Source organism: Psychromonas sp. MME2, from assembly GCF_040566515.1.
In the GTDB taxonomy this organism is placed as follows: Bacteria; Pseudomonadota; Gammaproteobacteria; order Enterobacterales; family Psychromonadaceae; genus Psychromonas.
The window spans coordinates 771,276-794,700 of record NZ_JBEWXI010000002.1; the positions used below are offsets into that span (position 1 = coordinate 771,276).

Below are 23,425 nucleotides of genomic sequence, written 5' to 3' on the forward strand. Positions count from 1 at the left end.
TGTGGGAATGTCTATGCCATCAATCAGCCAAATTAATGCATTTATTGCAGTTTACGAATTAGGTGGATATAGCGCAGCTGCTCGTCAGTTAAACAGGGGGAGAACGACGGTCAGAGAGTTGCTTTTAACCTTAGAAGAGCAGATGCATGTTACCCTTTTTAAGGTCGATAAAAAAAACGTCGTACCTACCAAGAAAGCTGATAATCTCTACTTTCATGCGAAACTTTTACAGTCTCAATTGGTGTTTTTTGATGAACTCACTTCGGCGGTTGAAATAGAGCAAGAAGGCCAAATCACACTCTATTATGATGCTATGCTACCTATTCAATTTATGGGGGCGTTGAGTCAGCTAATGCAGCAAAAATTTAGTAAATTAAATTTAGTTTGGAAAGCTCTGAGCTGGAGTGAATCACTGGAAAACGTTTCTGAAAATGTGAGTGATGTCGCGTTTTTTACAACGGCTAAGCGTCAGTTTCCCAATGTCAAAATAGACGCCTGTATATTGGGAGCTATTAAATTAGGAATTTATGCTGGTAAAGAATCACCATTATTAGTTAAAGATTCAGTTTCTCGCCTTGATTTGCGCACCAATAGACAGATTATTACCCACAGTTTTTTAGACTCTCGTATCAATGATTATTTACGTTATGCCGCCCACTATATTGCCGTTGATAATAATAAAGATGTCTGTGAATTATTGGAACAAGGGGGGTGGGCGATATTACCTGAATATTATGCGCGCGAAGCGTTACAAGCAGATAAAATAGCTCCTTTAAAAGTAGATTTTGTATGGAATGATCTGCATCTTAATTTTGCGGCTTTCCATAATAAAAATGCCCATCAATCACCGACTATCGAGTATTTGTTATCACTTTTACCTGCTTTATCTAAAACATACTTTTAGATTGGATATTGTCTATTGATAGTAGAGCAGACTTGATTTGACAGTTACCCATTTTGTAATGGTGACTGTTAGTTTAGATTTGAGTTAAATTCGACCGTTTAATCACAATTAACCGGTCGAAGGTGCATGGTATAAAATTTTTACTGCCCAGTGTTACAGTGCTTTTTCAAACAAAGTTTGAATATCTTGCTCTGTTGGCACTCTTGGATTTCCGCCTAAACAAGGATCTATCATCGCCTTATCAATCCAGCTGGTAATATCCTCACTCGTAATACCCAGTTCTTTGAATCCCGCAGGAATTGCAACTGTATTACTTAATCTTTGAATGAGTAATACCGCCAAGTCGGCTGCATCACTATCATTTAACTTGCTCGTGTCACCACCGAGAGCTTCGGCAACAGCACGAAATCGTTCTGGATTTTTCTCGGCATTATATTCACAAACGATAGGCAATAATATTGCGTTACATACTCCATGAGGCAAATTATGCGTTGCACCAGGTTGATGTGCCATTGCATGTACTAATCCAAGTCCTGCGCTGTTAAACGCCATGCCTGCAAGATATTGTGCACATGCTAGCTTTTCTCTCGCTTCTAAATTTTGTCCATCAGAGACGGCTTTAGGTAACCAGATATTAATCAGCTTAATAGCTTCAAGTGCCGTAGGCTCGGTTAAAGCATGAGCACTAGGGGTGACATAGGCTTCAATGGCATGAGTTAATGCATCCATACCCGTTGCAGCGGTAACATGAGCTGGCAAACCTAGCATCAAAGTGGGATCGTTGACAGCGATATCAGGTATTTGCTTATCATCAATGATCACCATTTTAACTCGATTCTTAGTATCTGTAATAACAGAGTTAGATGTCATTTCAGCTGCAGTTCCAGATGTTGTATTGATAGCAACAAAAAAGTCACCGGGATATTTCACCTTTTCAATACCGTTAAAATCTTGAATATTACCTTCGTTTGAGGTGATAATTCTAATCGCTTTTGCACAATCAATTGGACTGCCGCCCCCCACGGCGATAAAACTATCACACGCTTCTTGTAAATATATATCTTTACCTCGATTGACCATATCAACCGTCGGATTAGGAGTTACTTCATCAAATAAAACATAATCAAGTTGCTGATTTTTCAGTGATGCAAATAGCTCATCGAGTACTCCTAGTTGTATTAAATTTCTATCTGTCACCAATAAGGCTTTTTTACTGCCCATTGCTTTTAATCGGATAATGCTATCACCCGTTGCTCCGACACCTGTCAGGCTCAGTTTTGGCATTTTTAATGCGAAAGACATAATAACTCCTATTTATTTTAAAGGTTGAATGTTTGTTTTAAATCCAATAAATCAGCACCACTTACGCCTTCAGGAATAAATCCACTGGCTAGGCAGCCGAGAAATAATTTCGCTCCCTTATTCGCAACATCGATATAATCAAATGCCTCTAACGCATCTTTACCTGTTGCCACTGCACCATGTTTTTCCCAAATGGCGACATCATATTGCATAAGCTTCTCAGTTGTCCCCTTGGCCAATTTTTGACTTCCTGGCATACAGTAAGGAACAATACCAATTCCACGAGGTACAAATGCTCTGACTTCAGGGATCATTTGCCAACACATTTGTGTATACATCATTTCATCATGAGCATATTCGGGATGATGGGAAAGCATGATCAGTTCTATCGGATGTGTATGGATAACGCAGCGATCTAAACTCCCCATCTTTTGTTTCGCCATAATAATTTCAACATGAGAAATAAATTCACTAGTCGGCGCATAATTATCTACTCCCCGCCCCCCCCAAAGAACATGATAACCATTAGCTTGATCATCGATTCTCAAAACACAGCCAGCATCCTGTGGAGTTTTTAAATCGCGAATACGCTCTCCTGTGCCCTTAACAAAGAAAATATGCCCAGCACTTTCCTTGGGGAAAGCAAACTCGCCGACGGACTTTAGAAAACAGTGCGGATAAGCCGATAAATCACTCGGTACTTCGCCAAATATCTCAGTGAGATCAACTGAAATATTACCACCATTACGCTCGGCCCATTCTCGTTGCCAGAGGTATTGACCCGCTTCAGAAACTTTGGATATTTGTTCAACAACAAGACTATTTAAGGTTACTTTAGTCATAATATTCTCACATAATTAATTAAATTTTAGGCGTAACTATCCTCAATCCAGGTGCAAAAAATAGATTAAAAATAGGGGGTGTTACTTCATATAAAAGACTGAACGCATCATTGTCATCATCGGCGAATTATCGGGGTTGGTTTTCATTATATCTTTCATATAACGCCACCATTTTTGACAAACATCCGTATTGGCCAAATCACTCCACACTTTTTCATTTTTGATTTCTACGTAAGCAAATAGTTGATTACTATTTTTATCTAAAAAAATGGAGTAGTTGCGACCACCGTGCTGTTTTAATAACTTAAGCAACTCCGGCCATATTTCATCGTGGCGACGCTCATATTCCTGTGCACAGTTGGGCAATAAATACATGATCAATCCTATTCTTATAAATTCATTGTTCATCGGAACTCTCCTTAGCACCTTTATTTTGCTTTCGCAGCCAGTAAACGTTTAAATAAACCAGGCAAAGCAATAACGCTAATGAGCATTAACCCAATAATAATTGACATCACTATTCCTGGTACATTTAATAAGCCCAATCCAACCGTGACCAATCCCATTAAGAAAATAGCAATGACAACACCGCCAATACCGCCAGAGCCACCGAGAATGCTCACCCCACCTAAAACAACCATGGTGATGATGCTTAACTCCCAACCAAGGGCAATAGTCGGCCGCGTACTGCCTAATCTTGACGTCAACATAATAGAAGCGACACCACAGAATAAGCCCACTAGCGTGAATAAGATCAGCTTATGACGAGCAACATTTATACCCGTATAAAAAGCAGCAACAGGGTTCTGGCCTATGGCATAGGTTTGTCGGCCAAAATTGCTTTTATGTAACAATATATAAAAGATCACAGCCAAAATAACAAAAGTGACAAATTCAAAGCTAAACAAAGAAAAAGCATATCCTTGGCCAAAATAAGCAAATGATTCAGGATAGTTATGCAGAGATTGATCACCAAGTAAGATGTAAGAGATGCCTCTAAAAAGACTCATTGTCCCTATCGTTACAACAATAGACGGTATTTGTAATTGAGTCACAAGCAATCCATTGAACAAACCACATAATGTACCAACGGCCATTCCGGCTAAACAAATCAATTCAATGCCGGCGCCTGTTTCTGCGGTAAATCCCATGGCAACAGAGCTAAGGGCAATAATAGAAGCGACGGAAATATCTATTTCTCTGACAATAATCACTAATGCCAAAGGCAGTGCGATGATTGCTTTCTCCGTAAAATTAAAGGAAGCATCCGAAAGAGACCATGGATCCAAAAAGTATGGCGATGCAAAACAGTTGATAATGAAAACCAACACTGTTGCTAATAATAGGAACGCTTCCCAAGTCAATAGCCACCGAGGTAAAGCTCTTTTGGGGGATGAAGGGTTAACCATGCAAATTTTATCTACGTTTTCCATTTTATTTCTCCAGAACTTATTTCTAAGATGCATTTGCCACTGCTTTTCTCAATATGATCCGCCCTAGCTTTCGTTCGGAACGAGAGTTTGCAATAACAGCAATAATAATAACTGAACCTGATATTGCCATTTGCCAGAATGGGGATATTCCGATTACTGGTAATGCATTATTAATCACACCAAGAAAAAGGGCGCCCAAAACACAGCCGAAGACAGTCCCAGTTCCTCCTGCGATACTCACGCCCCCTATAACACATGCAGCAATAACTTGGAGCTCAAAACCATTGGCGATATCAACATATGCAACCGCATATCGCGATATCCATAGGTAGCTTGCTATACCAGCTAATAAACCTGATAGGGTGAAACTTATAAACTGTTTTTTACCGACATCAACTCCAATATAATAGGCAGCTGTGGGACTGTTGCCTGCCGCATATATTTTTCGACCGAGAGGATGATGACGAGTAAAATAATAGAAAGCGATAATGACCATGATCGAACACCAGCTTAATATAGGAAGCCCTAAAAAAATGGTTCTGGGTATTGCTAAAAACATCTCACTCATTTGATGCGCATTTATCCATTCTCCATTACTTAATAGAAAGACAGTGCCGCGATAAATACTCATTGTTCCAAGCGTAACTACAATCGCAGGTATATTTAATTTCCAGACAAGCAGGCCATTAATCATCCCTAACAATGTCCCTAGTGCAGCACCGATTAAAATGATAATAGGGACAGGAATATCTGGATAGGTGCTATTAATCGTAGCAACAACCATCCCCGTCAATGCGACATTTGCAGCAACTGACAAGTCAATACAACGCGTAATAATTACGAGCATTTGACCTAGTGCCAGTATTATTAATATTGATGTGTCGTTATAGACAGAAAATAAATTTCCTACAGCAACAAAGTCGGGTACAGCGAATCCAATTAGCATAATCATGACTAATATCAAGCATGCCAATTGATATTCCCGATTCTTTAGTAAATTTTTCATTGCTCACCTCCAGCTAAACCTGTTGCAGCACTCACTATTTTTTCAGCAGTAAAGTTTTTTCGTTCGAATTCAGCAGCCATTAACCCTTCGCGCATAACAATAATTCAATCCGACATCCCCATCACTTCGGGTAATTCAGAGGAAATCATAATTACAGCTAAGCCATCACTCGTTAGTTCTGACATAAATTCATGTACTGCAGCCTTGGAACCTATATCAATGCCTTTTGTAGGCTCATCTAATATGATGACTTTAGGCTTCGTCGCTAACCATTTACCTATAACAACTTTCTGTTGATTACCACCCGATAAATTTGCAACTTTTTCATGCCAGTTAGGGGCTTTAACATGTAAACGTTTTGCGTACTCATCAGCCAGCACATACTCTGATTTGTCATTAAGGAAGCCGCTGGGGTTGATTTTTTTTAACTGCGGTAAGGCAATATTTTGATAGATTGGAAATTCTAGAATCGCACCTTGACTTTGGCGCTCTTCGGGGACATAGACTATTCCCGCTTCAATAGCAGCTTTTGGCGATTTAAGTAAAATGGGTTGCTGTGCTATTTTTATTTGTCCGGAAGCGTTCTTGGTAACTCCAAACAAAGCTTGCATTAACTCGGTACGCCCAGCCCCAACCAACCCATAAAATCCTAATATTTCGCCTTGATGTAACTCAAAATTAATGTCATCAAATTCAGTTGGATGGCTAAAATTATGCACCTCAAGAATTTTTTCCCCTAATTTTACACTCGACTTAGGGTAAGCATTCTCAATGGTTCGTCCAACCATCATCGTAACCAAGTCTGATTCTTCAATCTCATCTATTTTCCCATCTCCAACATAGCAACCATCTCGAAACACTGTAAATCAATCTGCGATAGTGAATATTTCATCAAATTTATGACTAATAAACAGGATCGCACAGCCCTTATCTTTTAGTTTTCTAACAATTTTATAGAAATCATCTATTTCACGGTGAGATAATGCTGCAGTGGGTTCATCTAAAATAACAACACGGGCATCGAATGATAAGGCGCGCGCTATTGCAACCATATGCCGTTGCCCAATACTTAATTCTTTAAGTATTGTTTTAGGGGCAAGAGGTGCATCAATTTCATTGAGAATTCTGACTGATTCTTGCTCCATTTTTTTCCAATTTAATCGACCTGATGGATGCAAAATCAAATGCCCAGCAAAAATATTTTCAGCAACACTGAGCTCATCAAACAATACTGTTTCCTGATGAATTGCTGTTATACCAAGTTTACGGGCATCATCTGGAGTGACTAAATTAATTTCTTCTGTATCTAACCATACCTTCCCTGCAGTTGGTTGATAGATTCCAGTCATTACTTTTACTAATGTTGACTTGCCAGGCCCCATTTTCACCGACTAATGCAGTAACCTCTCCTGAATAAAGCTCGAGTTTAACGTTATCTAACGCCTTTACACCGGGGAAGTGTTTACAGAATCCCATCAAGGAACAAAATAGGCTTAACTTCTGACATAATATTATCTTCTATAGTAATAATAGATTGGCCCGGTGCCTCAAGGCAAGTCAACACCGGCATCGTTGTTACCTAAATAATCTAGAAAATTTTCGCAAACTTATGAACATTATTACTATCATAAATAAAGGTTCAGCCATTGCAGCGTTGCCATTGGCGTCAAGTTTAGCAACTCCCATTCGGCCCATATTAACTTCTGTTTCAGTCGCATTATTTTTAACAAGATTATAAGCAATCACCGTGGCCGCATACCCTAAATCAATTGGGTTCCAGATCGCGAAGCTTTTCACCGCACCTGAATCTACATGACCAGCCAATTCAGAAGGAAGCCCTAATCCAGTAACAAATACTTTGCCCGTTTTGCCCATATCACTGACCGCTTGGGCGGCTGCAACAATCCCCACAGAAGTTGGTGCTACAATTACTTTTAAATTAGGATAAGATTTTATTAACCCTTGAGTTTCACGGTAGCTTTTATCAGCAAGATCATCTCCATATACTGTTGCAACAAGGTTTAAACCTTTATATTGAGGCAACATTTTTTTCATTTCATCAATCCATATATTCTGATTTGTTGCAGTAGGAGAGGCACTTAAAATGGCAAAATCACCACCTTCACTACCCGTTTCTTTTATTGCGACGGCCGCTAAATCTAAGTTTATTTTTCCGATTAATTCATTGCTAGATGGGTTTAAGTGGACAGCCCGCCCCGGTGCAGCAACTCCAGAATCAAATGAAACAACCTTAATGCCACGTTGTTGGGCTTTTTTAAGAATAGGCACTAGCGCATCTGTATCATTAGCTGAAATAGCGATAGCATCAACACGTTGTGAAATTAACGAACTAATAATTTCAATTTGCCCTTCCGCTGTTGGTGTCACCGGACCTGTATAGATAATTTCAACATCGCCAAGCTCTTTTGCAGCCTCTTGAGCGCCATCATTAGCCGCTTCAAAAAAACCTATTCCAAGTGCTTTTACGACGAGAGCAACACGTACCGACTCCGCTTGCACAACACCGCTAATAATAATGCTTAATACAATAATTACTGATTTAAGTGCTTTATTAATTTTCATATTCGTAAACTCCATTTATAGATTTATTGTTTGACGTAATACTTATTTCATTGACATTGCTTATGATCTCAATTGTTACCTGGTTACTGCCTTTAACGATTTAATAAGACATCTTTTTCATAACACTTTACTTGTTCAAGCCAATCTATACCCACGGGCACATTTTGTTGCATGCAGTAATAGTCCCAAACGGCCGCCCAAGGTGCAGACTTAGTTTCCTCTAGAAGTGCGAGTCGACTAGTGTAATCACCACTAATTTCTACTTTTTTAAGCAGTTCAATCGGTTCTAATAGCGCCTTTAGCAAGGCTTTCCGCATATTCCGAGTTCCAATGACCCATGCGGCAATTCGATTAATTGATGCATCAAAAAAATCCAAGCCAATGGTGACGCGATCGAGAAGATCATGGCGAATTATTTCACTAGCAATAGCCTGTGTTTCATCATCCAACATAACAACATGGTCACTGTCCCAACGAATTGGACGGCTTACATGCAATAACATTTCATTGACATATAGTGAAGCAGATGAAATTTTATCTGAGACAACTTCCGTGGGGTGAAAATGTCCGGCATCCATGCATAATGCAATACCTCGAGTTGCCGCGTACCCAAAATAAAATTCATTTGATCCTGCGGTGTAAGCTTCAGTCCCGATACCAAATAATTTAGACTCAACAGCATCCTTATGAAATTCAGGCGATAACTTCTCTTCTATTATTTGATCTAAAGAATCCATTAATCTTTGACGTGGCGCTAATCGGTCAGCAGGTACATCTTTGTAGCCATCTGGAATCCAAATATTCATCATTGATGGTGTGCCTAGCTCTTTACCAAAATATTCGGAAACTTTTCTACTTGCTTTACAATGCTCTATCCAAAAATCTCGAATTTCTTTGTTTGGATTAGTTAATGTAAGATTGTCTGCACTTAAAGGATGTGAAAAACACGATGGATTGAAGTCTAGGCCCACTTTATTTCTTTTTGCCCATAGGACCCAATTACTAAAATGCTCAGGACGAATTTTATCTCAATCTACTTTTTCATCTGATTCGAGATAAATAGCATGTAGATTTAAACGAAGTGTTCCCGGAATCATTGTCATCGCTTCAGAAATATCATCACGAAGCTGAGATGGCGTTGTTGCCTTGCCAGGATAATTACCCGTAGTTTGAATTCCACCGGTTAATTGCCCATCTGGATTTTCAAAACCGGATACATCATCCCCCTGCCAACAATGCATTGAGATAGGGATTGTATTGACTATCGCTAACGCTTTATCGACGTCAATGCCTAAATCCATATATTGCTGCTTGGCAATCTTAAATGCATTTTCAATATTGTCATTTTTATTCATAATGTGCCTCTTTAAACTATAAGGTATCGCATAATTTGTGATAGCGAACCGATTGATCATCAAATGAATTTGACGAATTTGCTTTGTATATAGATATATCAAATGAATTGTTGATTAATTTTCTCGCTGCTGAGACATCTTCAATTGCACTGATGGCAATCAATTGACCACAAATATTCCCGATTGCAGATGCCTCTATTGGTCCTGCCCATATATCGCAATTACATGCATCAGCGCATAGTTGATTAAGAAGTGAATTTTGACAGCCACCGCCAACGATATGGATCCCAGTTAATACATTACCAGAGAGCTCATTTAACGCTTGCCAAACTGAGCGATATTGCATTGCTAGACTTTCCATCGCACAACGAGTAAGTTCGCCAGGAGATACTGGGATAGGCTGCCCTGTTTTTTGGCAGAATAACTGTATGGATTCAACCATTGAGTGAGGATTTAAAAAACTTAAATCATCTGGATTAATTAAACTCATAAAAGGAGTAGACTGCCTTGCAAACTCTACTAATTCAGCAAAACTGTATTGTTTTAACTCTTTTTGAATCCCTTGAATAAGCCAAAGCCCCATAATATTTTTTAATACACGAAATTTTCCCTCTACCCCTCCTTCATTCGTTATATTAAAGTCCTGCGCATTTTTTGAAACAATAGCTTGATCACTTTCTATCCCCATCAACGACCACGTTCCTGAACTAAGATACGCCACATTCTTTTCTACTTTCGGGACTGCTAACACTGCAGCAGCGGTATCATGGCTGGTGATCGATGCGAATGGGATAACTTGATTTGTCATTTCATGAGAATAGGTGCCAATGATTCTATTTGGTTTAGATATAGGTAGTAACCATTGTGAAGGTAAGGAGAGTTTATGTAATAACTCTTCATCCCATTGCATCGTTTGGCAATTGACCATTTGAGATGTAGTCGCATTGGTATATTCGCAATTCAGAGTGCCTGTCAAACGGAACCCTAAATAATCAGGAATGAACAGCAAGTGTTTTACACTGTTTAACCAACAAGGGTTCTGCTTCTTAAGTGCAATAAGTTGGTAAATAGTGTTAAAAGGAAGAAATTGAATACCGGTAATTTTATATAAATAATCTTTGCCAAGTTGCGCTATGGTTTTATCCATCAAACCAGTTGTACGTGGATCTCGATAAGTAACAGAATCGCCTAATTTTAGGCCATCTTTGTCGATCAAGACAAAATCAACTCCCCAGCTATCAATCGCCATACAATCAGGGGTAATACCCGCGGCAATGATTCTATCTATACCTTCTTTTATTTCAGTAATTAAATAGTCTGTATCCCAACATAGAAAATCATTGCGTATGACATTTATATTTTCGAATCTATGGAACTCCTTTAAGATCAATTTATTATCTTTATAGAGCCCATGTATGACTCGGCCACTTCCAGCTCCGAGATCGATAGCAATAACACTTTTCATCATTTAATCACTCCTAAACCGATAGAGTGATATTAGTTATAAACAATAATGACAACCTTCATTATTTTTCAGAATAATATGAATCACATGTTATTTTTTAAAGATTCTCTTTATAGACCTCACAAAAAAAGATTTATCGCAAATCTTTTCAAAGAATGTTGTATACATTTATCTGTGGTGATTTAAAAAAAAACTAAAAATTATCGTTTTTGCTAACTAAACGGACGCCTTAGAATGATACGCCTTAACTCTTGTGATTTTTTTCTTGATTCCCAGACCGCAGTAACGACCGAATTACGTGAGCCACAACTTCCATATCCTGAACATAGCCATGATTTTGAGGAAATTGTTATCGTATCGAAGGGGCAAGGAATACATGTTTTAAATGATATTCCAACACCAGTTAGTCAAAATTTTGTTTGTTTTATAAACTCTCACGATAGGCATGCATTTCAAAGCGTTAACAATCTACATCTAAGCAATATTCTGTATTTACGAGATAAATTAAACGAAAGTATTAATTTAACTTCCTTTTTACCTGATGAAGATGGTCTACTTAAGGGGTATTTTGTTAATGATTCAGCTTTGACTACAATCGCGGCATTAATTAAAAGACTGGATGCCGAATCGCATAAAGGAACACACGATGCAAAATTAATGTGTCATGCTATTTTTCAAGAAATAATTATTGAACTCTGGCGAGGGAAAATAACAGACCATCAAAAATTAACTGAAAATGAGCGAATCGTGCTTGCTATTCAAATCATGAATAACCAGTCACATGAAAATTTGACTATAGATAGTGTTGCTGAGCGAGTAAAACTTTCATCGAGAAGATTGAGCGCCTCTATCAAAAAGCACACCAATAAGTCTTTTAATCAATACTTACATCAAATACGTATTAGAAATGCCATCCATCTTTTAATACATTCTGATATTTGTATTACAGATATCGCCTACCGTATCGGCTATTCGGACAGCAATTATTTTAGTTCAATGTTCAAAGAGATAATGGAACAACCGCCTAGTCATTACAGAAATAATAATGAAAAAAACTAGGGGGAGGATCTGTTAACTGGCTATGTCATAGTTCTCTTTTTTTGCTTTTTTGATAATATGTTCTGGCATTTTTTCAGCTAACACTGAGAGTAATTGTTTAGCTTGCTGCTGCAACTTCTTATCGGCAATAACGCTATGGTATAGCGCTCTATAGGCATCCATATAATCGACTGGGCTACCATAACCTTCATTTAAAAGACGTACGTAATTTACCTTCGCTTTTAAAAAGCCCTGTAGTGCCGCTTCTCGATAGTAAATAAGGGCACGATCTTTATCCTTTTTAACCAGAGTTCCCTTTTCATAATAGCGGCCTAATTGTTCTATTGCTGCTAACAGTCCCTGCTTAGCTGATTGTTTGATGTAGTACATGCCTAGCGTCGCATCTCGCTCTACACAGACTCCCCATGCCAGCATATCGCCCCATAAATAGGTATAGGAGGGTTCATGTACTTTTATTGCGTGTGCTTTGATATCTTCGACTAATTGACAGTCATCGGCTTTTACGCGTTGTAAATGTAGGTTTGCGTCGATTAAATTGTTCAGCTCATCCTGTGAATACAATTGCACTACTTCATATGCTGCACTGACATAGGGTGGAAATAGAAATGTAATTAATAGAAAAAATAAAGCTTTCATCGCGAACAGTCCCTGAACTCAGTAATATTCCTATATTATCGGCAGGAAATTAAAATAATTAACTTTTATTTTAGGAAAAGAGTAAAAAGCGCTTATTAACAAGAGCGCTTTTTAGCTAATTGAAGCGACTATGGGGTATTTTACGCGAGAAAGTTTTTTAGATCCCGCTACCTTGATCTTCGGTTTGTTCTTCGTGTAGTCCACATTCTCGTTTAAGACCAAAAAAGCGCGTATCCTCTTCACTTAATCCTGCTTCGAGTGGGCGTGAGGTTTGTACATCACCAACGGACACGTAGCCTTGTTCCCATAGTGGGTGATATTCAAGATCATTCTCTTTCAGGTAATAAAAGACATCTTTATTACTCCAATCGATAATGGGTAAAAATTTAAAGCAGCCATTTTGTATGCTTAAAACAGGTAACTGTTCACGGCTAGAGGCCTGTGAACGACGTAAACCTGAACACCATGTTTGTGCATTTAGTTCTTTCAATGCGCGTTGCATCGGCTCAACTTTATTGATCAAATTGTACTTGGTCAGACCCTCAACACCTTGTTCCCATAATTTGCCATAGCGAGCTTCCTGCCAAGCATTGCTATGGCGTGCACTATAGACTTTAAGGTTTAAGTTGAGTTGTTCGGTCAACTTATCAATAAACTGATAGGTTTCAGGGAACAGATAGCCGGTATCCGTTAAGATAATCGGCGTATCGGCCTTTATTTTCGTCACCAGATGTAAGCAGACTGCAGCTTGAATACCAAAACTTGATGAGAGAACAAACTCATCGGGTAAATTATCTAGCGCCCATTGAATGCGTTGCTCTGCGTTCATTGATTCTAATTGTACATTGACCTCTGCTAATGTTTCTGTACGTTGCTGTTTGTCTAATGCAAGTAAAGATTGCAGATCGAACTGCTTAGTTTCACTACTGTTATTCTTGATCATGAAAATCCCTAGAAGCGATAATCACTTCGGAAACGATACCTGCGCGTATAGCGAAATCACCAAAACATTCACCATTATTACGCTCTGCTGCCCAGCGGCCGATTAACTCATCTAATGTCGCCAGGATGGTTGCTTCGTCGATATTTTCTTTATGCATTTTTGGCAAACGCGTACCGTTGGTATTGCCACCTAGATAAAGATTGTAACGACCTGGTGCTTTACCAACTAAACCAATTTCAGCGAGCATTGAACGACCACAGCCATTAGGGCAACCGGTGATGCGTAGAATTATTTTGTCCTTGGCGATACCATGTTTGGCCAACAGCGCTTCAACGTCATCGGTTAAACCGGGTAGGTAACGCTCAGCCTCTGCCATTGCCAATGGGCAAGTAGGTAATGCAACACAGGCCATTGAGTATTTACGCTGATCCGTTGTACCGTCATCAATCAAACCACACTCACGTGCCATTTTCTCAATCAGCTCTTTTTGTGACTCTTCAACTTCAGCAATCACTAAGTTTTGGTTAGCTGTCATGCGGAAAGTACCGGTGTGTACTTGAGCAATCTTGTTTAAGCCCGATTTTAATGGTTTGCCGACAAAATCAAGAATACGTCCATTTTCAATAAATACAGTTAAATGCCATTTATTATCAATACCCTTAACCCAACCGATACGATCGCCTCGATCGGTAAATTCATATTTACCCGGTGCGGCAAAGGTAATGCCTGAACGTTTTTCAACTTCTACTTTAAAGGTTTCAACACCATGTGTTTCTAAAGTGTATTTAACTCGTGCATGTGAACGGCTAACTCGACCACCTAAGTCGCGTTGCGTCGTCACTACCGCTTCCGCTACAGGGATCACTTTATCTACGGGAATGAAACCAAAATCATCACCTAAGCGAGGGAAAGTGGTTTTATCACCATGGGTCATGCCAAGTCCCGCACCGACAATGACGTTGTAACCAATAATTTTTTCATTTTCGATAATGGCAACAAAGTTAAGATCATTCGCATGAATATCCACATCGTTATAAGGAGGCAGTGCTACCGCTATTTTAAATTTACGAGGCAAGAAAGTTTCGCCGTAAATTGGCTCGTCTTCAGTTTCTAATACTTTTTCACCATCTAACCAAATTTCAGCATAAGCATTACTTTTTGGTAAAAAGTGTTCACTAATCTGTTTTGATAACGTGTAAACTTCACTGTGTAGTGCTGATTGTTCCGGATTTGAGGTACAAATCGTGTTACGATTTACGTCACCTGCGGTAAAAATAGCGTCTATATTGGCTTTAAATTTCAGCTCTTGAAATACCGATTTTAGATTACGTTTAAAAATCCCATGATATTGGAAAGTCTGTCGTGTGGTAATACGAATACTACCCGCATCGGTCAGTTCAGAGGCGATGCGATCTATCTCAAGCCATTGTTGCGGCGTAACAACCCCACCAGGTAAACGAGCGCGTAACAGGAATGAATATAAAGGTTCTAATTTCTGTTTTTTACGCTCAGCCCGGAAATCACGGTGATCCTGTTGGTATAAACCGTGGAATTTCACCAGCTGCACTTCATCGGAAGGAAACGAACCCGTTGTGTTATCGTTTAGCCCTTCAACTAATTTACCGCGAAGAAAATTACTTTCAATTTTAATGCGTTCGTTATCGTGTAATTTTTGGCTCATTAGTAAACATCCCTTTGGTAACGTTTTGCTTTACGTAATTCATTTAATTGTTGTTCTGCTTGCTCAGCGTTAATATTGCCTTGCTCGCTGATGATCTCTATTAATGCAGTGTGCACATCTTTAGCCATTCTGTTGGCATCACCACAGACATAAAAATGAGCGCCATCCTGTAACCATTGATACACTTCTGCTGCGTTCTCTCTTAAGCGGTCTTGCACATAAATTTTTTCAGCTTGGTCGCGTGAGAAGGCCAAATCTAACTTATTTAGACGCCCTGATTTTAAATGTGATTGCCACTCTGTTTGATAGAGGAAATCTTCATTGAAGGTTTGATCGCCAAATATCAGCCAATTTTTACCCGTTGCATCGCCCGCTTCACGCTCTTGCATGAAGGCTCTAAATGGTGCTATTCCCGTACCTGGACCAACCATAATCACGGCGGTATCAGGATTAGTCGGCAAACGGAAATTGTGATTTTCTTCGATAAATACTTTTACTTCGCCACCTTCTGCTAAGCGGTGATTTAAGAAACCCGATGCTGCGCCAGAGCGTGCTTCACCTTGCTCATTTTCAAATAGTACCGACCCAATAGTGAGATGTACTTCATCCTCTACTTCACTTTGGCTAGATGCAATGGAATACAAACGGGGCGATATGCGACGTAATAGAGAGATAAACTGTTCTTCGCTGATCGCTTCATTGCCTTGTTCGCTCACCACATCAATGATTTGATGGTTATTGGCAAATTCCCGTAGGGCATTTTTATCTTCAGCTAATTTCAATAGCTCACTGTTATTAGTTAGTTTGCCATAACCTTCAATAAATGCAGGGTGTGTACCCGTGAGTTCGTAATCTTCAATGAGTGCTTGTCTAAACTTCGTTAGGCGGTCATCAATGCTAATTTGTTTTTCAGCATCAACGCCCAGTTTGCCGATTAAGGTATCAACCATCACCTCATCATTTTTAAACCAGACACCTAATGCATCACCGACTGTATATGATAAATCAGACCCATCAAGATCGATTTCAATATGACGAACATCTTTAGCGGAACGATCCCCTGTTATCTTTTGGCTAACGGAGAGGGTTGCCGTAAACGGTGACTGTTTATTGTATTTATTTGCCTGAGTTGCTGTTTGAGTCGCCTGCATCGCGGTAGCAGCAACACCGCCTTTGGCAATCGTTGCTTCTATTTTATTTAGTGCAGCCTCAAACCATGACGGGGTGACTGATTCATAATCGACATCGGCATCTAAACGGTCATGGATGACTTCGCCACCTAAGGCTGTAATTCGTTGCTCAAAGTCCTTGCCTGTTTGGCAGAAAAATTCATAGCTTGAGTCACCCAAACCGAGTACTGCAAACTTAAGATTGTTCAATTTAGGGGCTTTTTTAGTTGCCAAGTATTGGTGTAATCTATTGCATCATCGGGTGCTTCGCCTTCGCCATTGGTACTGGCAACAATCAATAGATGGGTCTCATCTTTAATATTTTTAACTTTATAATCAGCCATCGAGATGAGCTGGTTGGCAATCCCTTTGGCGCTTGCTTGTTCTGCCAGCTTTTCCGCAACGCCTTTAGCATTACCCGTTTGCGAGCCATAAAGAATGGTGAGAACTTGTCCTGAGCTTACCGTTGTTGATGCTGTTTGCGTTGCCTGTGGGCTTTGGCTGATCGCAGCTAAATAACCACTTACCCAAGCTATTTGTACAGGCTCTAAACCTGCGGTTGCTTGCTGCAGTTGAGCAAGTTGAGATTCTGATAGAGGCGAGGTAAATGCCGACAGATTATTAAGTGCCATATAAGTAATTTCCGCTATTACATAAAGATAGTGACGATATTACGCTTTGTTAATATAGTGACATAATAATAAAATTCGATGTTTTATAACAAAATAGAATTTACAACTTAGATTCGCGCTTTTATTCACTAAATTTGTTTGGCATGCTTACCGCTGTTGAGATTAGTTTCGCATGCTATTTCTGTCTGTTATATACTTTTAAATATAAAAATTAACTTGGTTAACGGGGCAATAGCCTCTATTCTTGTTTGTAATGCTGTTAGTTTTACTTTTAGTTTTAATATTATGATTTATTTAACTTTTAATGGTGGAGAACCTGATGAAATTTTTGTCCTTTAAAATAGTGTTGCTAACTTTGTTGGTCACTAATCTTTTTGCCTGTAGTCAAGAAGAAGTTATCGTTGAAGAGCCTGTTATTAGGCCTGTCAAAACTACGCTTGTCGAAGAACAATTTTTTGAAGATGGACGTAGTTTCCCTGGGCTTGTTGACGCTGTGCAAAAAGCGCAAGTATCCTTTCGGATTCCTGGTAAGTTATTAAAAATTCACGTAAAAGAAGGTGATAAGGTGGAAAAGGGGGCATTGCTTGCAGAGCTTGATCCTACCGATTATCAAATTACCTTAAATAATCGTAAAGCAATTTATAATCGCACTAAAGCTGATTTTAAACGTGGTAAAGAATTGGTTGCAGATGGTTATATTTCACGTACTCAATATGACAAAATGGAATCTGACTTTTCCTCTGCCGAAGCGGATTATAATCAAGCCAAGCAAGATATGCTTTATACTAAATTGTATGCATCCTTTGCTGGGACGATAGGTAAACGCTACGTTGATAATTTTGAAGAGGTCAGTGCAAAAGAGGAAATTTTTAATCTTAATGATGTGTCGCGAGTTGAAATTAAAATAAATATTCCAGAAAACTTACTGCAAAATCGCCAAACCACGACTGCCCATCTTCGTACTTATGCGTCGTTCGATAGTATGCCTGATAAACATTTCCCGATTAAATTAAAAGAAATGAGCACTAAGGCTGATCCGCAAACACAAACCTTTCAGGCAACTTTCTTAATGGATCAACCGAAAGAGATTAAATTGTATGCAGGGATGACCGCTAATGTTCGTATTGAAGTTGATTCAGATACAATACTAAGTAAATTTTTCCTTGTTCCGATTAGTGCCGTTAAGGGGGGGATTGACATGAATCCCGTTGTTTTTGTCGTCCAACCTGAGACAAATATGCTTAAAGAGCAAGCTGTTAAAGTTGGTAGCATGAGAGGCAGTAATATTGAAGTGACAGAGGGGGTTAATGTGGGAGACCGTATTGTTATCGCTGGCGTATCATTTATGCGTGATGGTGACAAAGTGAGCTTGATGCCTTTCGTAGAGCAAGCCGATATTATGACCGCACCATAGTTTAGAACTTATCTCAGTTAAGCCATCAAAGGCAGGAATGAAATGAATATTGCAGAGTACTCAGTCGTAAATAAAGTGGTCACTTGGTTGGTGGTCCTTATTTTAGTTGGTGGAGGGATCACCGCCTATGAAAAAATTGGTAAGCTAGAAGATCCCGCTTATACCATTAAAGAAGCAAAGGTGATAACCCTCTATCCGGGCGCCACCGCAAATGAAGTTGAATCAGAAGTGACCTTCCATGTTGAAGATGCCTTGCAGCAACTAGAGCAATTAAAACGGTTAAAAATGACCGTGAATAGACCCGGTTATTCCGAGGTATCTATCCAATTTCAAGATAAATATAAACCCGAGGATATGCCCGGTATTTATGATGAGGTGCGTCGTAAAATCACCGACATGCAGTCTAAGCTTCCTCCTGGGGCTATGAAACCGATTGTCTATGACGATTTTGCTGATGTTTATGGGTTATTTATTGCGTTAACTGGTGAAGGGTATAGCTACCGAGACCTAAAAGATTTTGCTGACCTACTTAAAAAAGAGTTAGTGTTGGTGGATGGTGTTCGTAAGGTGGTGATTGCTGGAGAGCAACACGAACAAGTTAATATCTTTTTATCACGCACTAAACTGGCTGAATTGGGACTGAACCCTCAGGAAATTGCTAACGTTTTAACGTCTCAAAATGTAGCGTCCCCCGCGGGTAACTTGCGTGTTAAAGATGATTATATTCGTATCCACCCAACCGGCGAATTTGATTCGGTGCAGGGAATTGGTGAGGTGCTTATCTCTGGTGATGGGCGACAATTAATTCGTTTAAAAGATATCGCAACCATAGAACGTAGTTACAATGATGAGCCGAAACTGCTTTATTACCGTAACGGTAAGCCTGCACTCGCCCTTGGTTTGTCAATGCAATCGGGTACGAATGTGGTTGCCGTTGGTCAGCGCATTGATCAGCGCCTTAAAGAACTCCAATCAGTTACACCGATGGGGATGCAAATAGAGGCGATTTACGATCAGCCTTCAGAGGTTGAGAATTCGGTAAATGGTTTTGTCATTAGTGTGCTACAGGCGCTGCTTATTGTAGTGGTTGTTTTATTATTCTTTATGGGAGTTCGTGTCGGTTTAATCATTGGTGCGGTACTTTTGATTACCGTTGCTGGCACTATTTGGATAATGGAAATGGCAGATATGGAGTTGCAGCGTATTTCCCTAGGGGCATTGATTATTGCCTTGGGAATGCTCGTTGACAACGCTATTGTGGTTGCTGAAGGTATGTTGGTGCGAATAAAATCAGGAATGAATGCCACTAAGGCGGCCAGCGAAACCGTAGAGCAGACTATGTGGCCATTATTAGGTGGTACTGTTATTGGTATTGTTGCCTTTTCTGGAATTGGTTTTTCTGTCAGTTCGGTCGGGGAGTTTGCGGGTAGCTTATTCTGGGTTATTTTAATCTCTTTAAGTTTATCTTGGCTGACTGCTGTAACGACCACTCCCTTGCTCTGCGCCCTGTTTATTAAGCCAGATAAAAAAGTAGAAGGTGCTAAAGAGGTTGATCCCTACGCTGGATTTTTATTCCAAGCTTATAAAAAACTGCTTTTAGTTGCATTACGCTTCCGCTGGGTAAGTGTCTCGCTAGTTGTGACGCTATTTATTGTTGCGATTATCGGATTTGGTTATGTGAAACAGGGCTTTTTTCCTGATTCAAATACACCGATGTTTTTTGTCGATATTTGGGAAGTTGAAGGTACAGACATTAAAAAAACCCGTGAAGATACCTTAAAAGTTGAACAATTTATATTACAACAGGAAGGGGTTGTCTCAACCTCCACGGTTATTGGTGGTGGATCACTTCGTTTTACTTTGGTATATGCCCCTGAGTCGCAAACAGCGGCCTATGCACAAATTATAGTAAAAACGGAAGATTGCTCGAAAATTGCAGCTATTCAGGAGAAAGTCGATGAATTTATGCGTGTCGAGTTACCTAATACCGAACCGAAGATTAAAAACCTACGGATAGGCCCCGGACGCGATTCAAAAATTGAAGCGCGTTTTTCTGGGCCAGATCAAAAAGTGCTGCGAGAGCTTTCCGATAAAGCACAAGATATTATGTTTACCGATAGTGAAGCGAAGGATATTCGTGATGACTGGCGTCAGCCTGTTAAAGTGATTCGTCCAGTTTTCAATGAACAAGTTGGCAGACAGTTAGGGATCACCAGAACAGAATTAACGGCGGCGTTAAAGCAATCTTCTGTGGGCAATAGTGTTGGGATTTTCAGAGATGGTAACCGTCTACTGGATATCGTCTTACGGTCGCCAGAAAATGAGCGAGATGATGTTGCCAAGCTAAATGATATTCAGGTTTATAGCCACATATTGCAACAAACCGTACCGGTTGGACAGGTTGTCTCTGGTTTTGAAACAGTATGGGAAAATAATATTGTGCGCAATAGAAACCGGGCTCATACCATTATTGCTTCCTGTAATCCCATTGGCGAGTTAGCTTCACCATTATTTAATCGTTTACGACCTCAAATAGAAGCTATCGATTTACCGCCAGGGTATACCCTTGAATGGGGTGGGGAATATGAAGATGGTCGAGAAGCATCTGGGCCTCTTTTCTCTGCATTGCCGGGTGGTTTCCTGTTAATGATTATTGCCACGATTTTATTATTTGGTCGTATTCGTCAACCGCTGATAATTTGGTTAGTGGTGCCAATGGCTGTCATTGGTATTACTGCAGGCTTATTAATAACAGGTGGTGCATTTGACTTTATGGCTTTACTTGGTGCGTTAAGCTTGGTCGGTTTATTGATTAAAAATGCGATTGTATTGATTGAAGAGATTGATTTGCAAAAGGAGCAGGGAAAAGAGCTGTTTCAAGCGATTGTGGAGTCTTCCGTTGCGCGTATGCGCCCCGTGATGATGGCCGCCTCGACAACCATTTTGGGGCTTATTCCGCTATTGGCTGATGTGTTTTTTGTTAATATGTCGATTGCAATTATGGCGGGACTCGGATTTGCAACGATTTTAACTTTGATCATCATTCCCGTGCTGTATGCTATTTTCTATAAAGCAAAATATAGAGAGTTAGCGTAAAGCTAAGGTGCTATTTTAAGTTGAGATAAAAGCCCCTGCATTGATTTTGTAGGGGCTTTTTTGTTTATATGGCTACTTAATGAGGGAATAGGAGTAATGGCATTAACATCACTTACGGTAAATACTCTAACCACCCGGGATTTTTAAACCATCTTTCTTGGAGCTTCTGCAGCTCACCATTACTGGTTAGGGTGATCAATTTCTCCCTTAATTTGCTCTGTAATTGTATCTCTTCTCTATTGACCGCGATAACAATCTCTTCAATCGCAAGCGGCTTTTCTAAATGCGTAAGTTTGGATGTAGTGTCTCGTAATACCGCCAAATTACAAATCGTTAAGTCAGTCATTAATGCATCGGCTTTATTGGCGTGTAAAGCAAGTATCGCATCTTCATAATGGTCGACAGTATCAATCTGTGCATCGGGAAGGCGCTCCTTGGCAAGCGCTAAGCTAGTCGATTTTTTCATGGCAAGGATACGTACGTTTTTATCATTGAAGCCCGTTGAATTTCTTATGCGCTGCAAGTTATCTTTAGTGACCAATAACGATTTTCCAGTAATTGCATAGGGGCCTATAAGGGTACTTTTGGCGCTACGTTCTTTAGAAAAGGAGAATCCTGAGATAATAACATCAATTTTATTATCCTCTAATGCCTTGATTAACTCTGCAAAGGGCATTAGTGCTATTTCTACTTGTGCGGGTATTGCGCTTGCTAATAGATCGGCTAATTCGACATCATAACCGATAATATTATTTTCATTGGTGACAAAATTAAAGGGGGGTTGTTCGCCTGACATACCTACGATTATTTTTCCTGAACTTTTTATTCGTGCAAAGGCGTTTTCTTCAGCGTGTACAATTTGGCTACAACAAAAAAGTGCTGCGGCTATTAATAAAAAAAAATGGTTGGATAGTACTCTTCGGCGCAATACGTTCATTGGATTTCCTATAATTTATGAAAGTTTATCTATAGTCAAAGTTATCTATTGGTTTTATTTTTTAATAGTATATGTGAAAGCATGTTTTTTGTCTTTTAGATTTGTTTTTGTTATCTGTGTGATTTTTAATTTTCAATAATTAATATAAAAGTATTTGATAAATAAACATATTGAACAAATTGTCGTTATGTTTTATTGTTCTTTTATTTTGTCAAATTAATGTGATGAAATGAGCGGATTATGTCGTGTTTATTTGTTATTGTATGATTTTTTATTTTATCGTTATATTAAATGCCTCCTCAATTAGAGATATTAATATACTCAAATAGTTAAGGAGCTGAACTTGCTAACATTCTTTCTTGCCGATTTTAATTTACCCTATTCCTTCGCGCTGGCGCTAGTTATTGGTATTGCTTGTCTTGAAGGTATTGGCTTGTTAATTGGTTTAAGCATTGCTGCTTTTATCGATGAGCTATTTTCTATTGATTTTAATATTGATAGTGAATTACCTACTGGTGGTTTAAGTGCAATATTAGGCTGGTTATTTCTTCATCAACTACCTCTATTAGTTTGGTTATTATTGTTTTTATGTAGCTTTGGTATGGTCGGCGTGACACTTAACTATTTGATTGTACTGCCGCTATTACTTACTGTTCCTGTAAGTATTGTGTTGGGATACTCTTAACGCGTTTTTTAGCTAAACATATCGCTGCGATTATTCCCAATAATGAGAGTTCCGCCTCTTCCTCAAGTAGTTTTTCTGGCAAGTTAGCAACCATCACCATCGGAAAGGCATCAAAGGGCAATGCCGCTGAGGCCGTATTGCGTGATAAATATAATCAAAAGCACTATGTATTAGTTGAACCAGAGGATGAATTACAAGTATTTGAACAAGGAACTGAGGTTGTGCTCATTGAAAAACAAAAAAACAGCTGGTTAGCAATTAAGTTTAAAAGCTAATTATTTAC

19 protein-coding genes and 2 pseudogenes are annotated in these 23,425 nt (G+C 39.3%); 6 read left to right on the forward strand and 15 right to left on the reverse strand.

All coding sequences use genetic code 11. The annotated features are described in order from the left end of the window. Positions 1 to 13: 13 nt before the first annotated feature. Positions 14 to 904, forward strand: a complete 891-nt coding sequence (locus AB1A03_RS03870; RefSeq protein WP_354623258.1) for a LysR family transcriptional regulator — start codon at positions 14 to 16, stop codon at positions 902 to 904. 153 nt (positions 905 to 1,057) lie between these two features. Here AB1A03_RS03870 and fucO read toward each other — a convergent pair whose 3' ends face one another. From fucO to rhaB, 10 genes and pseudogenes are all read right to left on the reverse strand, one after another. Continuing rightward, positions 1,058 to 2,206 carry a lactaldehyde reductase gene (gene fucO, locus AB1A03_RS03875; protein WP_354623259.1) on the reverse strand — a complete coding sequence of 383 codons (1,149 nt, stop codon included), beginning with the start codon at positions 2,204 to 2,206 and terminating at the stop codon, positions 1,058 to 1,060. A gap of 17 nt (positions 2,207 to 2,223) precedes the next feature. Continuing rightward, positions 2,224 to 3,048, reverse strand: a complete 825-nt coding sequence (gene rhaD / locus AB1A03_RS03880; RefSeq protein WP_354623260.1) for a rhamnulose-1-phosphate aldolase — start codon at positions 3,046 to 3,048, stop codon at positions 2,224 to 2,226. An 81-nt stretch (positions 3,049 to 3,129) separates the two neighbouring features. Continuing rightward, the gene (gene rhaM / locus AB1A03_RS03885) at positions 3,130 to 3,456 is read right to left on the reverse strand and encodes an L-rhamnose mutarotase (RefSeq protein WP_354623261.1); all 327 of its coding nucleotides are present in this window, start codon (positions 3,454 to 3,456) and stop codon (positions 3,130 to 3,132) included. 20 nt (positions 3,457 to 3,476) lie between these two features. After that, entirely contained in the window at positions 3,477 to 4,481 is a 1,005-nt protein-coding gene (locus AB1A03_RS03890; protein ID WP_354623262.1) for an ABC transporter permease, read from the reverse strand. Between the two features lie 22 nt (positions 4,482 to 4,503). Beyond that, positions 4,504 to 5,487, reverse strand: coding sequence for an ABC transporter permease (locus tag AB1A03_RS03895; RefSeq protein WP_354623263.1), 984 nt, complete (start codon positions 5,485 to 5,487; stop codon positions 4,504 to 4,506). Positions 5,488 to 5,591: 104 nt separating this feature from the next. Continuing rightward, positions 5,592 to 6,347, reverse strand: coding sequence for an ATP-binding cassette domain-containing protein (locus tag AB1A03_RS03900; protein ID WP_354623264.1), 756 nt, complete (start codon positions 6,345 to 6,347; stop codon positions 5,592 to 5,594). 6 nt (positions 6,348 to 6,353) lie between these two features. After that, entirely contained in the window at positions 6,354 to 6,869 is a 516-nt protein-coding gene (locus AB1A03_RS03905) for an ATP-binding cassette domain-containing protein (protein ID WP_354623475.1), read from the reverse strand. 193 nt (positions 6,870 to 7,062) lie between these two features. Continuing rightward, complete coding sequence (gene rhaS, locus AB1A03_RS03910) at positions 7,063 to 8,070, reverse strand: rhamnose ABC transporter substrate-binding protein (protein ID WP_354623266.1); 1,008 nt, start codon at positions 8,068 to 8,070, stop codon at positions 7,063 to 7,065. A 92-nt stretch (positions 8,071 to 8,162) separates the two neighbouring features. Then, a pseudogene (gene rhaA, locus AB1A03_RS03915) lies at positions 8,163 to 9,485 on the reverse strand (L-rhamnose isomerase). Continuing rightward, positions 9,442 to 10,893, reverse strand: a complete 1,452-nt coding sequence (gene rhaB, locus AB1A03_RS03920) for a rhamnulokinase (protein WP_354623267.1) — start codon at positions 10,891 to 10,893, stop codon at positions 9,442 to 9,444. The pseudogene rhaA and the gene rhaB overlap by 44 nt, the downstream one beginning before the upstream one ends. A gap of 231 nt (positions 10,894 to 11,124) precedes the next feature. On the opposite strand from rhaB, the gene AB1A03_RS03925 reads away from it, so the two are divergent. Next, entirely contained in the window at positions 11,125 to 11,949 is an 825-nt protein-coding gene (locus tag AB1A03_RS03925; protein ID WP_354623268.1) for a helix-turn-helix domain-containing protein, read from the forward strand. Between the two features lie 12 nt (positions 11,950 to 11,961). Here AB1A03_RS03925 and AB1A03_RS03930 read toward each other — a convergent pair whose 3' ends face one another. From AB1A03_RS03930 to AB1A03_RS03945, 4 genes and pseudogenes are all read right to left on the reverse strand, one after another. After that, positions 11,962 to 12,585 carry a tetratricopeptide repeat protein gene (locus AB1A03_RS03930; protein WP_354623269.1) on the reverse strand — a complete coding sequence of 208 codons (624 nt, stop codon included), beginning with the start codon at positions 12,583 to 12,585 and terminating at the stop codon, positions 11,962 to 11,964. A gap of 157 nt (positions 12,586 to 12,742) precedes the next feature. Beyond that, the gene (locus AB1A03_RS03935) at positions 12,743 to 13,528 is read right to left on the reverse strand and encodes a phosphoadenylyl-sulfate reductase (RefSeq protein ID WP_354623270.1); all 786 of its coding nucleotides are present in this window, start codon (positions 13,526 to 13,528) and stop codon (positions 12,743 to 12,745) included. Continuing rightward, positions 13,515 to 15,209, reverse strand: a complete 1,695-nt coding sequence (gene cysI, locus AB1A03_RS03940; RefSeq protein WP_354623271.1) for an assimilatory sulfite reductase (NADPH) hemoprotein subunit — start codon at positions 15,207 to 15,209, stop codon at positions 13,515 to 13,517. The genes AB1A03_RS03935 and cysI overlap by 14 nt, the downstream gene beginning before the upstream one ends. Next, positions 15,209 to 17,010: pseudogene (locus tag AB1A03_RS03945) on the reverse strand (assimilatory sulfite reductase (NADPH) flavoprotein subunit). The gene cysI and the pseudogene AB1A03_RS03945 overlap by 1 nt, the downstream one beginning before the upstream one ends. Before the next feature lie 319 nt (positions 17,011 to 17,329). On the opposite strand from AB1A03_RS03945, the gene AB1A03_RS03950 reads away from it, so the two are divergent. Together AB1A03_RS03950 and AB1A03_RS03955 are read left to right on the forward strand one after the other, a co-directional pair. After that, complete coding sequence (locus AB1A03_RS03950; RefSeq protein WP_354623272.1) at positions 17,330 to 18,424, forward strand: efflux RND transporter periplasmic adaptor subunit; 1,095 nt, start codon at positions 17,330 to 17,332, stop codon at positions 18,422 to 18,424. Positions 18,425 to 18,466: 42 nt separating this feature from the next. Further along, positions 18,467 to 21,520, forward strand: a complete 3,054-nt coding sequence (locus AB1A03_RS03955; protein ID WP_354623273.1) for an efflux RND transporter permease subunit — start codon at positions 18,467 to 18,469, stop codon at positions 21,518 to 21,520. A gap of 112 nt (positions 21,521 to 21,632) precedes the next feature. Here the strand turns inward: AB1A03_RS03955 and AB1A03_RS03960 are convergent, their stop codons facing one another. Continuing rightward, positions 21,633 to 22,457, reverse strand: a complete 825-nt coding sequence (locus tag AB1A03_RS03960) for a substrate-binding periplasmic protein (protein WP_354623274.1) — start codon at positions 22,455 to 22,457, stop codon at positions 21,633 to 21,635. Between the two features lie 343 nt (positions 22,458 to 22,800). On the opposite strand from AB1A03_RS03960, the gene AB1A03_RS03965 reads away from it, so the two are divergent. Next, positions 22,801 to 23,142: a hypothetical protein gene (locus tag AB1A03_RS03965; RefSeq protein ID WP_354623275.1), complete on the forward strand. Its 342-nt coding sequence runs from the start codon at positions 22,801 to 22,803 to the stop codon at positions 23,140 to 23,142. A gap of 32 nt (positions 23,143 to 23,174) precedes the next feature. After that, the gene (locus AB1A03_RS03970) at positions 23,175 to 23,417 is read left to right on the forward strand and encodes an OB-fold-containig protein (RefSeq protein ID WP_354623476.1); all 243 of its coding nucleotides are present in this window, start codon (positions 23,175 to 23,177) and stop codon (positions 23,415 to 23,417) included. Positions 23,418 to 23,425: the final 8 nt, after the last annotated feature.

Coding starts and splice junctions, on each gene's coding strand:
- AB1A03_RS03870 (WP_354623258.1), top strand. CDS start 14: ATGCCATCAATCAGCCAAATTAATGCATTTATTGCAGTTTACGAATTA.
- fucO (WP_354623259.1), bottom strand. CDS start 2,206: ATGTCTTTCGCATTAAAAATGCCAAAACTGAGCCTGACAGGTGTCGGA.
- rhaD (WP_354623260.1), bottom strand. CDS start 3,048: ATGACTAAAGTAACCTTAAATAGTCTTGTTGTTGAACAAATATCCAAA.
- rhaM (WP_354623261.1), bottom strand. CDS start 3,456: ATGAACAATGAATTTATAAGAATAGGATTGATCATGTATTTATTGCCC.
- AB1A03_RS03890 (WP_354623262.1), bottom strand. CDS start 4,481: ATGGAAAACGTAGATAAAATTTGCATGGTTAACCCTTCATCCCCCAAA.
- AB1A03_RS03895 (WP_354623263.1), bottom strand. CDS start 5,487: ATGAAAAATTTACTAAAGAATCGGGAATATCAATTGGCATGCTTGATA.
- AB1A03_RS03905 (WP_354623475.1), bottom strand. CDS start 6,869: ATGGGGCCTGGCAAGTCAACATTAGTAAAAGTAATGACTGGAATCTAT.
- rhaS (WP_354623266.1), bottom strand. CDS start 8,070: ATGAAAATTAATAAAGCACTTAAATCAGTAATTATTGTATTAAGCATT.
- rhaB (WP_354623267.1), bottom strand. CDS start 10,893: ATGATGAAAAGTGTTATTGCTATCGATCTCGGAGCTGGAAGTGGCCGA.
- AB1A03_RS03925 (WP_354623268.1), top strand. CDS start 11,125: ATGATACGCCTTAACTCTTGTGATTTTTTTCTTGATTCCCAGACCGCA.
- AB1A03_RS03930 (WP_354623269.1), bottom strand. CDS start 12,585: ATGAAAGCTTTATTTTTTCTATTAATTACATTTCTATTTCCACCCTAT.
- AB1A03_RS03935 (WP_354623270.1), bottom strand. CDS start 13,528: ATGATCAAGAATAACAGTAGTGAAACTAAGCAGTTCGATCTGCAATCT.
- cysI (WP_354623271.1), bottom strand. CDS start 15,209: ATGAGCCAAAAATTACACGATAACGAACGCATTAAAATTGAAAGTAAT.
- AB1A03_RS03950 (WP_354623272.1), top strand. CDS start 17,330: ATGAAATTTTTGTCCTTTAAAATAGTGTTGCTAACTTTGTTGGTCACT.
- AB1A03_RS03955 (WP_354623273.1), top strand. CDS start 18,467: ATGAATATTGCAGAGTACTCAGTCGTAAATAAAGTGGTCACTTGGTTG.
- AB1A03_RS03960 (WP_354623274.1), bottom strand. CDS start 22,457: ATGAACGTATTGCGCCGAAGAGTACTATCCAACCATTTTTTTTTATTA.